The sequence below is a fragment of the Candidatus Dadabacteria bacterium genome (genome assembly GCA_026708565.1).
Lineage (GTDB): Bacteria > Desulfobacterota_D > UBA1144 > Nemesobacterales > Mycalebacteriaceae > Mycalebacterium.
This window is the reverse complement of sequence record JAPOUR010000059.1, coordinates 1-12,914: the sequence shown is the minus strand read 5'-3', so window position 1 is coordinate 12,914 and position 12,914 is coordinate 1. Positions and strand designations below refer to the sequence as shown.

7 protein-coding genes are annotated in these 12,914 nt (G+C 49.0%); 1 reads left to right on the top strand and 6 read right to left on the bottom strand.

What is annotated here, in order from left to right:
- Nucleotides 1-28 precede the first annotated feature (28 nt).
- The 6 genes from OXF42_07100 to OXF42_07075 form a co-directional block, all read right to left on the bottom strand.
- Nucleotides 29-3,061, bottom strand: a complete 3,033-nt coding sequence (locus tag OXF42_07100) for an N-6 DNA methylase (protein ID MCY4047851.1) — start codon at nucleotides 3,059-3,061, stop codon at nucleotides 29-31.
- An 834-nt stretch (nucleotides 3,062-3,895) separates the two neighbouring features.
- Nucleotides 3,896-6,715 carry an N-6 DNA methylase gene (locus OXF42_07095; protein MCY4047850.1) on the bottom strand — a complete coding sequence of 940 codons (2,820 nt, stop codon included), beginning with the start codon at nucleotides 6,713-6,715 and terminating at the stop codon, nucleotides 3,896-3,898.
- Between the two features lie 269 nt (nucleotides 6,716-6,984).
- Nucleotides 6,985-8,175, bottom strand: a complete 1,191-nt coding sequence (gene gshA, locus OXF42_07090) for a glutamate--cysteine ligase (protein MCY4047849.1) — start codon at nucleotides 8,173-8,175, stop codon at nucleotides 6,985-6,987.
- A gap of 11 nt (nucleotides 8,176-8,186) precedes the next feature.
- Nucleotides 8,187-9,317 (bottom strand): thioredoxin domain-containing protein, encoded by a 1,131-nt coding sequence (locus OXF42_07085; GenBank protein MCY4047848.1) that lies wholly within the window; start codon nucleotides 9,315-9,317, stop codon nucleotides 8,187-8,189.
- A complete protein-coding gene (gene purB, locus OXF42_07080; protein ID MCY4047847.1) occupies nucleotides 9,283-10,575 on the bottom strand; it encodes an adenylosuccinate lyase in 1,293 nt (430 codons plus the stop codon). The genes OXF42_07085 and purB overlap by 35 nt, the downstream gene beginning before the upstream one ends.
- A complete protein-coding gene (locus OXF42_07075; protein ID MCY4047846.1) occupies nucleotides 10,572-11,315 on the bottom strand; it encodes an MBL fold metallo-hydrolase in 744 nt (247 codons plus the stop codon). Before OXF42_07075 ends, purB begins: the two co-directional genes overlap by 4 nt.
- Nucleotides 11,316-11,437: 122 nt before the next feature.
- Between OXF42_07075 and OXF42_07070 the strand changes: the two genes are divergently transcribed.
- A partial coding sequence (locus OXF42_07070; GenBank protein ID MCY4047845.1) for a hypothetical protein occupies nucleotides 11,438-12,914 on the top strand: 1,477 nt, incomplete at its 3' end.

Here is a 12,914-nt window from a genome sequence, read left to right as displayed (position 1 = left end):
TTAACGCACTAGTTAATCGGTTAGTAACCTACTCCATATTTCCAACAATCTCCACCGTCTTAACACTCACCGCGCAGACCTTGCCGAGTAGTTTGATAACTTCCTCTTTGTGGTCGGCAAACTTGTATGTATTGAACTTCTCCCTGATTGTTGGGTCTTTGGGTTTCTTTTCCTTGTATTGGTCAAGCACCCACTCAAGAGCGGAGCGGTTGCCTAACCTGTATTCCCATGCTTCCGGCGGAATGCCTGTCAGTTCTGTTTGCTCGTCAATAACTATTACATTGCCTTCTTTGTCGGCTTTCAGTTTCGCCTTGCCGGGTTCACATTCTTTATCCACTCTTTCAAGTTTGTAAGGTTTCTGTTTCTCAAAATTTATATGGAGTTTCATCAACTCCTTTCCCCGTTTTACCCACTTGGGAAAATCCCCGTAAAACGGCAAGCGGGGAAACTCTCGCTTTAGATTGATTGCGTATTTCTCCAGATACGCCGGATTGTGCAAAACCGCATAGGTGTAGTGGAAGATATCCTCAGCGGTGATCTTGTCATTGCCATAATGGTCACGAAACTGCTTTAATCCCCAATCGGTGATGTTGCTACAGCGATTGCCGTCTTTATCGTAACTGTATAGGGGCAAGCATTGCGTCTTCTCAAGAAAATCAAAACTAAAAACCTCTTTGACCACCAAACTCTGAAAAGGTTTTACGGAAGAAGTGCCTGAAAAACAAATGACTTTATTCTCTCCCTTCTTGCCGGACGGGAAAATATCCGGCATTTGATAGCGGCGATGAATGATTAAGGGTTGATAGTAGAGATTTGATTTAACAAAAGGTCTGTATAAAGAATCAACAATGCTTTTGTCTGAATAGTTGATTGGTGTTCCCTTGAACAAATGACCTTCCAACTCAGAAGTCCATTTAATCTCTCTGTTGACCCAATCTCCCATTTTTTCTTTCTTCGGAGTTTCTTTAAGAAATCGCACAATCTCATCATTGTAAAGTTTGCAAAAATATCTAACCTTCTTTTTCAAACCTGATACATCAAAACCATACACCCATTCATCACGAGCAGTAACCACACCCAGAGAGAACAACTTAAACACGGCATTCTCATCCACTTCCCGCTTGGCAAGTTTTGTATCCTTGTTTGCGACACAAACCAAATCATCAAAATCATTGTCGGTTTGATTTATCCAGTTGTGTTGTGAATCAGGAACAATATGCTCAAAATCATCTTGCGACAAAGAGACTTTCTGAATGTGCGCTATTTTGTCATTGTATTTTGCATAGTCTTTAACCGAATTATAGAAAATATCACAACCTTCCACGCCTTCTTTCTTGACAAAAAAGTAAATCGCAACACCCACGCGGATTTTATCTTCAAACACATTGCCGCCCTCTTTCCTTCTCTGTTCCCCGCTTGTGCGGGCATTGCCCTTCAAATCAACAATCCAGATTTCATTAAACTCTTCCGCTGCCACTTTGCGAAACCCGTCATCCTGCCCCGAATTGATAAAGGCGCTATTGGAAACCAGCGCCAACACCCCATTATCGTCCAGCCTGTCGGAAGCCCAACGGATAAAACGCTTATACATATCATACTGCTTGGTCTTTTGCGCCGTGCTTTGTTTAATGTAAGTTTCCTTAATCCGCTTATCTATCCCCGGATACTCCCGATTCTTGTTGTTTTCATTCTCATTACGCTGATTGGCGTTATAAGGCGGATTTCCGATAATCACCGAAATGCGTTTCTTGTTCTGCCTTTTCACGCGCTCCAAATTCTCATCGCTCACACTGCCAAGCAGTTTGACCTGCCTCCCGCTTGGTCCGCCCTTGAACATCAGATTGTCCAAAGTGTCAACAAAACAGATATTAGGAAACTCCCTGTATTTCCCCGTCTTTTGCTTGTAAGTGTATTCAATGTTCAGGTTCGCTATGTAATAAGGCAGTATCCCGACTTCGTTGGCGTGTATCTCATTCTCATACTTGTAGGGAACATGCTTTTCCGGCATAAACTCAATCAAATCCGTTATGAAAGTCCCCGTTCCGGCGGCGGGGTCAAGTATCTGCACATTCCTGTCGTAAAGACGGCGGCTAAAATGCTTTTTCACAAGGTGGTCTGCGGACTTTATCATAAACTCCACAACCTCATTGGGCGTATAAACCACTCCGAGACGGTCAGCCGCCTTGGGGTTGTAAATCCTGTAAAAATCCTCATAAACCGCCTTTAGAAACTTCTGCTTTTCCCTGTGGCTTTCAATGCTTGCCGCCGTAACGGTAATCGCGCTGTAATAACCCTTTAACCTGTCAACCATCGCCCGCCTTGTGTCTCCCGTGAAAAAGGTTTCCTCAAGGTCGTCCAGACGGGCGGCTATGTTGTTTTCCTTGTGAAACTGATCCTCGCCGAAAACTTTCAAAAATATGTCTTTCGTCAAAATATGCTGTATAAGCATTTCCCGCACATCGGCGGCTTCAACCGAGGGGTTTATCGCCTCCTGACAAAGTTTGAGAAACTCGCCCGCCGCCTCGCGGAATGCGGGTTTTTTCCCGTGCGACTCGTCAATCATCTCGCGCAAAGCGTCAAGCACTCCGGGAAAATCGTCTTTGAACTGATTTGCGGCTTTGCGGAAATCCCCTATCTGTTTCGGCTCGTAAGCGAGAAAACTTCTGACAATGCCGTCAAGGGCTTTCGCATCGGACATTTTCACCCTTTGCGTTTCCAGTCCGTCCTGTATCAAAACCGCAATTTCGGAATTTTCAAAGATGATGTTTGAGGTCGGGTAGCCCTTTGCGATTTTTTTGCTTATCTCATCATCAAGATTGTCTTTTGTGTCTTTCGCCTCCCAGTATCCCAGAGTGAGGCGCAAAGAGTCTTTAACCGTCCCGTCGGGAATTGCATCGGATTTATAGGGAAGTTCCGTGACAAGTATAAGTTTCTGTTGCGAGCAGTATTTGCTTAAACAGGCTTGAAAAGCGGAGCGCAAAACGGTCTCATTTTCAGAACCGCCCACTTCACGCAGTTTTTTAATATCCCTTTGATATTCCTCAATATATTCAACACTCATTCCTGCTTGCTCCTTCTTTCAACAGTAATCTTCTCAATCTCATATCCGGCAGACAATCCGGTCGAGGCTCAAATCCTCGCAATGTAGCCACTCCATAGAATAGCGTAAGTCACCCTTTAACCAAGTTGTCAGTAGATGCACTGGCAAATTGAATTCAGGAAGGAACAAATTAGAAGACAAGAAAGGCATGATAAAGACAAAGTGACTTAGGGGGCTTAGGTCGTGAATGGCGACTATACCAAGTGGAATTAGTGTTGCTACTGCTTGACTTAAGGCTGTCTTTTGAGCGCGATTGGTTTTTCAAATAACTATTTATCTTACTAACAGATCCCGAGGGTAAACCTGAAAGAACATAACCTACCATAAAGCCAATTGCGTGGTTCTCACCGTACTTTCCTTTAATAAATCTGTCCATACCTTCATTTACATAATCTCGGCATAGACGACTGTCTGATTCCTCAATACGTTTACATTCAATTATTACATGCGGATCATGCTCTGCCTCAAGCAAGGGGTCCCCTAACAAGGTGAGCGGGATATCCGTGAGACCATCCGGGGTCATTACGCTTGGGGTGGATACTGATTCCATGCCCCTTTCCACTCTCATCCTTAGCCGCTTTGGAGAAGGTTGTTTCTTGTTCACTACTCTGCGCATTCCCTCCCGTAGGCACTCATTAATTTTGACTTCACAAATATCAGGAGTGAGGCTATAGGTAGAGGAAGCCAAAGCCAACTTCCAGCCATTGCTCAATGTTTCCAGAATAACCTCCACATACTCGGGTTTCAGGTCAATGAATAACCTTCCGTGTATGTAACGGGGTTCGTACTGAATCTTCAAATACGACTCCCCGTACCGGTAACACTCTCTGTGAATAATACATCCGCATCTTCTATTGCTACTATTCTCATCCAGTAACGCTTTGCCGCCGGTTTGATGATTACAACTCCATTGCGCACATGCACACAAAGTTCACGCTCTGTCCTGAGTGTTTCTGTAATCGGGAATTTCAGACGACCGCCAATATCTTCCAGCACTTTGTTCAAATCACCCTGTGGCTCCACAAAAGAGACATCAGTCTTTCCCGGTTCATCTTCCAAAACGAAACGAACGACACGCAGAGCCGACTGCGTTGGCAAGTCAATTACCTCGGCTCTCATGGACCGCTTATTACGGACAGCAAGCCAGTTATTGATTGAATATAGAAAAACACGAGCATAATCCTTGACCTCGACGCGACTGTCTGCGGGTGAGGAAGATTTTTCACGCCCGTTTTTCCAACACCAGCCGATTCTCACCAATCCATCCCGAATTATGTCCTTGTCAGCCCAGTCAAGTTCATATAGGTCAAATACCAATTCATCCAGTTCGGTCCAGTCTTCCTTTCTCACATTCACAGTGGGGTCGCGTTGACATAATCTTTTTTCAATTGCTAACAAACGCCGCCCAATTTTCGATTTCACTGCTGAATTTAGATTAGGCAAGGGCAAGGAGTGAAGATCAAATTTTGACACTTTTCTCTTTTGGATACCAAACTCAGCGGCGGTCAAACTAAAGAACCAAGAAGCAAGAGCCGAACTCAAAATTGCGGCAAGTAAATGTGCTGTTTTTCCATGATTAGGCATTGACGCACCGAAGCGCGAGTTGTTAAAAACAACATCACGCTCAGCGACTGCTGTCACCAATCTCGGAGAGGAACCCAACAGTTCTTTAACAATCACCAATGGAGAACGATATGTGTCTCGCGAACGAGGCCTCCCCGCCTCTAATCTTCCATATGGTTGGAGTTTATCGGGAATATAAAAGTGTTTCATATCTTTGGCATTTAGCATCTCCAATTTTTTTATCTCTCCCGTATCAGAGGTCTGCATTTCTGTCCCGCCCTGAATCAATCCTTGGCGAAAACTGGTGCCAATTGACTTTAGTTGTTCCCCAAGGTTCTGATGATCTTCAGTCAACTCGTCCAAAAGCATTAGGTCACGGCGGCGGCCCCGTGTAGCAGCCGTCAATGTCAATGACCGCTGCTCAATTTTATTAAGACTTAATGTAGTTACATCCCTTGGCGCCACGTCAAAAGTATGAGTTCTCTCTCCACCGATTGTCCACGGAACTTGAACAACTGTGACCCGGTCTTCTTTCTGCTGTGGCCTATGGTGTGCAAAAAGTATCATCGCCGGTGTCTTTGCAGTTGCAAAAAGCCAGTTACTCAAATTGGACAGGTCAACCAAAGTAACCGGAGCCAGTGTTCGCATGACATGCAACATAGCGTCTCTACCTTTATCACTACGACTGGAAAACGATTTCGCACTCAGCACAATACCGAAGCGCGTCTTTTCATGGGAAAAAAACTTCTGCGCCCGCAGCACGAAGTCCAGCCCTTGGTCTCGTGGCAACGCAGGTTGTCCCGCCCCTGTCTCACGACGCAATGCGGTTCCTTCTCTCCCCTTGAAACTCCACGGCGGGTTCCCGACAACTAAATCAAATTTCTTCAACCCCCCTTGTGTGGTAAGCGCCCTCTTGCCATATCCGTCCCTTTCAATAGTGCGGGCATCACCAACCAGCAAAGTTTCCCCCACCAACCGCTTGAATCGAAGTGAGTGCGGCGGTTGTGGGTCGGGGTCAAGTTCAAGCGCCGCCAAATACAGACTGAATGCCGCCACCCGAATTGCAGCCTCACTAATGTCCACACCATAAATTTGCTCATGAAGCGTTGTGCGAATTAACTCTCGCGTAATCTTGCTGTTCCCAGCGCGTAGGTGCACCAGTCGCCTCAAGGCTTCGACCAAAAAAACACCAGAACCGCAGGCTAAATCCAGCACGGATTCCTTCCCTGTAAGTCCGTCCATCACCTCATCAAGAACCAGCGAAACTACTGAAAGTCGCGTGTAATGCACACTATTGCGCCGCGCTTCCGTCACACCCCCGCCTGATGTAGTATGGGCAAACCGCTCGTAAATAGAACTGATGAGTTCTACCGGTATAACATTGAATTGATAGGGGAAAAGGCTCCGCTGACCAGTGTCAGGGTCAGTGGCTTCAAGAAAATTAGCAACCCGATTCAAATGACTGGCATCGGGGGGCTCTTCACCGGCGGACTCCGGAAACATATCTCCATTGAAAGTCTTGGTAAGCCACTTGAAGAGACGGGCAGTAGCACGCTCATTCCGCAACACCGCAGGCAATTCTGTATGACCGCACCGTTCTTTCAACATTGTCTCATCGACAATTTTGCGGTCTATGAGATACTGGGTGAATATAACACGCCCTATCAATGCTTGTGCTGCATTGACCTCCAGATTGCCCTTAACTAGGTCACGCTCAAGAGATCCAAGGGCGGACAATAATTTCTCGTCAACACTGGTCTTACGATTAATTTGTGGCATTTTGGCCCAGAACCGGCCTGTTTCCATCGCCAGACGGCCAGCCAACGCATCCAAATCACGCAGTTCGGCTTCTATATTCTCGAAGGTTCTAAGCAGATTTTTCTCAGCATCGCCTTCTCCCACAGGGGAGCCGAAGCCGTTGTATAGGTTTATACGCTCGGGAGAGACTATCCATAACAATGGAGCAAACCCCTCGTTCCATATCTCCTGTCGCCATTTGCCGATTTGGTCATCGTGAGGGATATCAGGCACGGCTTTGAAGTAAACTTTCAATTCTGACTTGCTTTCCCACACTTTGTCCGGAGAAAAGTTGCCATGTCTGTAAAGAACGCCCTTGCAAGGTTGCAGGCCGGACACAGGCTTCCCGTTTACCATGTAACCGGTAGCGGTAAGTACTTGCTCCAGTATTTTCACACTCATGATTAGCTCCGACCTTCCTCCGGCGGGGTCAGCAAGTTTGTTTTATTGAGGGGGGCATACTCCATATTCTTGCCTATCCAATCATGTAGTCCCTTCGGTATTTCTCCTCTTTTAACTATAATCTACCCACATCCCCCTTCAAGCATCACCTTCTCAATCTCATATCCGGCGGCGATGACGGCGATCTTGGCGCACAGGGAAAACAGCGCCGGTATCTCCGCAAACTGCCCCGCCGCTTCGGGAAAAGGACCGAATTCCATGCCGGACGAATTCAGATTCTGCGTCTCGTCCTTCTTTGAGTTGATTCTGTAAAACGCCCCGGCGGTGCGGGTTTCCACCATATAAAGCACGGGCTCGGCGGGCATGCCATCCGCCGTCCGGAGCGCGGTCGGCACTCCCTCCTGAATGACCACATCCCTGACAGACCTTTTTGACTTGCCCGCCCGCATCTTCTTTCTGTTCTCAGCATTCATGTTTCTCACCCCGTCCCCCCCGGACACCGCAACCACCGCCATACCGTATGTGCCGGTGTTGCTCTTGATGAAAACAAGCGGCTCGGCAAGTTCGTCAACCGCGCGCGCGACCCTCTCCCTGCCTTCGGGCGTGTCAAAATCGGCGTCCTCAACCAGCCGGGTGCGCGCCTGTATGGTCTGAGGCTCAAAGCCGCATATCTGCGCCACCTCGGCGGCAAGGGAGTTGTAAAACTCAAAATGGACGTCCTTCCTGCGCGAATGCCACCCGATTTCAACGGGGGGAAGAACCGGCTGGGCGGTGTCGCGCAGTATGGAGGGACAGTCATCGGAAAAGTCATTGTTGAGCAATATCACATCGGGGCAAAAAGAGCCCGCAACCACCTCCGCGCCCTCGCGGACAACCTTGAAAACCTCCACACTTCCGCCGCCCGCCGCCCCGCACGAAAACGACCGCCGCTCTATGGAAGGGTCAACAAACCCCACCTTCACAAGAAAACCGCTGCGCTCAAGAACGGTCTGAAGCGTCAGCACATTTTCCCAGTAATGAGGGTTGCGCGTGTGCGCTTCGGGAACGATAAGGACGGACTGCGCCCCCGGATGCTTCTTTGCAAGGGCGCTCTGAACAAGAGAGCCGAGCCGGTCGCGGAACGGCGCGGACAGGTTGTTGAAACCGGCGGGGAAGATGTTGGTGTCAACCACCGCCGCCTTGCCGCCGGAAACCCTGAGGTCGGCGGAGGAGTAAAACGGCACGGGTATCCGCTCCAGATGCCCGGCTTCCCACTCCGCCAGTTCGGACGCCCTCGCGCCCGCCGCCTCACCCGCCCGCTTTATGTAATCCATGGACAGACTTTTCAGTGAACTTCCGAAAGGCGTATGTCTATCGCCTTGCGCATAAGAGCGGGGTCATTGGGAACTCTCATCCCGTCAATAAAAAATGAGGGCGTTCCCTCCACCCCAAGCGCCCTTGCCTCGCTTATGTCTTTATCAACGCGCTCTTTCATCTCCCCCGAAGCCGCGCAACGGCCCAACTCTTCGGGGTCAATACCCGCCGCAAACGCTATTTCGGCGAACCTCTCGGCGCTGTTCTCAACCGTTATAAGTTCCTGACCGGCAAAAACCTCATCGTGAAACCGCCTGAACGCCGGGTTGCCGCCAAGTTTCTGAAAGCAATACGACACCTCGGAGGCCCCGTACGCCCATTTGTGAAAACTCAAAGGGAACTGCTTGTAAACCAGCCTCACCCTGCCCCCGTATTCGGAAATAATGTCTCTCACAAACCCGCTCGCCTGCGCGCAATACGGGCACTGAAAATCGGAATACTCAACAATCGTCACCCGGGCGTTTTCGTTCCCTATCACAAGCGCGCCGTCAAGAGAGATTTGCTCCCTGTTCAGGGCGGCGCTGTCCGTCCCGACCTTCAGCAGTTGAGCCGCCGCCATGATGCGGCCGTCATCCGAAACCAGAATCAGCGGAGCGCGGGCGGCTTGCTGCGGAATAGCGCGGAAGCCCGGCACGCCCGCGTCCTCAAGGTCGTCCCTTTCCAGAATTTCACGCGCATCCACCACAACCGTTTTCCCGTCCGAGGTGAGAAGGAAACCCACGGGGCCAAAACCCTCCGCCTCCCCGCCTTCGGGGTCTTTGAGGAAAAACTCTCCGGATATAAACTCGCCGTCCCTCCCGCCGCGCCGCGCGGCAACGGTGTGATTTTCGGGAATGTAAAGAGACAGGTGGCGGGCAAACTTCTCGGTCGCGGCGAGCACTTTCGCCTCATCATCCCCGTCCCCGGCGGCTTCCCCTCCCCCTCCGCACGAAAGGACGGCAAGGCACACGGCGGCGGCAAAAACAAGCCGCGCAGACCGCGCGAAATCAGCCAAAAACTTTCTTGAAAATCTCACACGCAAAGCAACGGCGGAGAGCGGAGAGCCGACAACAACAGACCGCGCGAAATCAACCAAAAACTTTCTTAAAAATCTCATCAACATGTTCAAAACCCGCCTTTATATTAAAACAGGAGTCAACCTCCTGCGGCGACAGCAGTTTTGCCACCTCCCCGTCTCCCTTCAAAATCTCCTGAAAATCGCCCCCGCCGTCCCAGCACTTCATCGCGTTTCTCTGCACCGCGCGATACGCCTCCTCGCGCGACACCCCCTTTTCAACCATCTTTAACAGCACCCTGTGCGAAAACACAAGCCCGCGCGTCAGGCCGATGTTTTGCGCAAGGCGGTCTTTGCGGACAACAAGACCGCCGAGCAGAATTTTGAGGCGGTGAAGCATAAAGTCAACAAGTATTGTGCCGTCCGGCGCGATCACCCTCTCAACCGAGGAATGGCTTATGTCTCTTTCGTGCCACAGCGTTATGTTCTCAAGGGCGGCGGGAACGTGAGACCGGACAACCCGCGCAAGGCCGCAAAGGTTTTCCGAAAGAACGGGGTTTTTCTTGTGCGGCATTGCCGAAGAGCCCTTCTGCCCGCTTGTGAACGGCTCTTCCATTTCAAGAACCTCGGTTCTCTGAAAGTGCCTTATCTCGGTCGCTATCCTCTCAATGCCCGCCGCTATGAGAGACAGGCACAGAAAATACTCCGCGTGAACATCGCGGTGGATTACCTGCGTGGACACCGCCGCGGGCCTGAGCCCCAGTTTGCGGCACGCGCTTTTTTCCACTTTGGGGGGAACGCTTGAGTAAGTTCCCACGGGGCCGGACATCATTCCCACTCTCACCCCCTCCGCCGCGCGGGTCATTCTCTCAAGGTTTCTCGCCATCTCGTCATACCAGAGCGCAAACACAAGCCCCAGTGTTTTCGGCTCTGCGTGAACGCCGTGAGACCTGCCTATCATGGGGGTTTTTTTGTGCTCCCGCGCCCTCTTTTTGAGGACTTTCAGAACATCCTTTACGCCGCCGGTGATAATCCCTGCCGCCGCGCCCAGTTGAAGGGAAAACGCGGTGTCAAGAACATCGGACGAGGTGAGCCCCATGTGGATATACCTTGAGTTGGGACCCACTTTTTCGGAGACGGAGGTGAGAAACGCCAGCACGTCGTGTTTAAGTTCCTTTTCAAGTTCGGCGATTCTGCCCTCGTCAAAGGCGGCTTTTTTTCTTATGTCGGCAAGGGCTTTGTCCGGGATTTTTCCCGCCTTGTTCCATGCTTCGCAGACGGCGATCTCAACTTCAAGCCAGCGGGAGTAGCGCGAGCGGTCGCTCCAGATGTCTGCCATTTCGGGGCGCGAGTATCTTGAAATCAAAGGACAAACGCCTCCCCGCGCGCGGTTCTGGGGGCGACATGAAGAGACGGGGAAAAACCGCTTACCGCCTCATTTGCCGCTTTCAGCGCAAGTTCTGGCATGTTGTTGGACTCGCTCAGGTGCGCGAGAACCACAAAACGCAGGCCTCCGTGCGCGACTTCGGCGAGCAGTTTTGAGCACTGGCGGTTTGACAGATGCCCCAGCGCGCCGCCGACCCGCTGTTTGAGTTCCCACGGGTAGCGCCCCGCAATAAGGCGCGCCTCGTCGTGGTTTGACTCCACTATCAGCATGTCGCATCCGCGCAGTCTTTCCGACACGAGACCCGTAACCGAGCCGATATCGGTTACGATTCCGATTTTTGCGCCCTTGCTTTCAATGGTGAAGCCCACGGGGTCTATGGCGTCATGCGGGACGGGGAAGGTTTCCACCGTCATATCGCCCACGGCAAACCCGCCGCCGGAGTGAAAGTCAAAAAGAGAGCCGACCTTTCCCTCCCACAGGTGTCTTGTCGCCTCGCTCACATAAACGGGCACGGGAACGGCGGTTATCGCCTTTGTGTGGTCGGAATGTTCATGGCTTACGACAACCGCGTCAATGTCTTCCATGCGGACGCCGATGGAGGCGAGTTCCTTTGCGAGTTTTCTCGGCGCGATGCCTGCGTCAACAAGTATTTTTGCGTTTCCGCTGTCTATAAAAGTGCAGTTGCCTGAACTGCCGCTGGCAAGAGTCTGGACCTTCAAGTATGGCTCCCGTGAACGGGGCTATTATGAACCGTTGCGGGTTTTGTTTCAAGGGAATTTTGGATAAAGTTTTGATCTGGTATCAATTGGCTATGAGCAACCGCAAGACGGAAAGCAATGAGATGAGCAAAGCTGAAGACATCAATCCGGGACTGGAGCGCCTTACAAAAAAACGCGAAGAGCAATTGCCAACAGTAAAAGAACTCGGCCTCTTACATGTGCTCCCCAATTTGAGTTCTGACCCACACCAATTCATTTACGAACTCTTACAAAACGCCGAAGATGTAGGGGCACGAAAAATGGAATTCTTCATAAAGGATGGAATTCTACGAGTAAAGCACAATGGGAGTGTTTTCACTATTGGCAATGTTGAAGCCATAACAAGCGGTCAATCTGTAAAGGAAGAAGATTCCAACCCCATAGGAAAGTTTGGAGTTGGCTTCAAATCGGTTTTTAAGATTACAGAAAGACCGTCGATTCATTCTGGCAAATTTCACTTCCGAATTGAAAACATCATTGTTCCAAAACCCGAACCAGTTAAAAACATTGGCAAACAAGATACTCTCTTTGTCTTACCTCTGATGGAAGAAAAAGAAACGGAAATAGAAGAAAAATTCATAAAATTAAGAAGTGAAAACCTATTGTTTCTTTCAAACATAAAAGAGGTCAGTTTTTCTTGCAATGACAATAAGCGAACATTTTCTATAACAAGAAAGCAAATTACCCTACATAAAAGATACAAAGGCATATCAAAGGCAACAGAAACTACTATCAAAGATGGGTCAAACAGCCAATCGTTTCTTGTCATAGAATCTGATGAAATAATTGAAAACAAAGAAGGGGAGACAATCAAGCACAAAGCCCAGATAGCATTCCGCCAAGACAAAGAAGGCAACATCATAGAAGATACAAACCGCAAAGCATTCGTGTTTTTCCCCACAAATGAAGACAGTATTTTTGATTTTCTCGTCCAAGCGCCATACAAAACAACACCTTCCAGAAACACAATAGATTTCAAAGACAAAGAAAACAAGAAGATTACCAAAATACTGGGCAGGCTTGTTGCCAACTCCTTGCCTCTTATGAAAGATTTGAAACACTTAACGCCTCAATTTTTCAAATACCTGCATTTAGGTGACAACAAGGAACAAAGCGAGATTTACCAATCCGTTCGCAGTGAGATTATAGGAAAGATGAAAACCGAAGCATTACTTCCGGGGCTAACCACTACTTATATCAAGGCTCAAAATGCGGTCATACCTTCTGAAAACACTATAACAAAATTGTTAAATTCAAAAGATCTCAACTTATTTTTTGAGCAGAAAAAACAATACAAATGGCTTGGCAATGTAAACATAGAAAAAAGTGTGTTGAAAAACGATTTTGAGATACCAGAAATTGGAATGGAAGAAATCAAAGAAAAACTTGATACAATCATAGAAAGAAAAGGGTTTATGTGGTTAGATAAACTTTATGACATTCTTGCTAAAGAGGAAAATGAAGACTTGTTGGAAGAATTCAAAAGAGAAAAAATTGTCCCTCTCACAAACGGTAAGCGCATTACACCCGTTGACGAAGAAGATAACTTACAGGTTCATT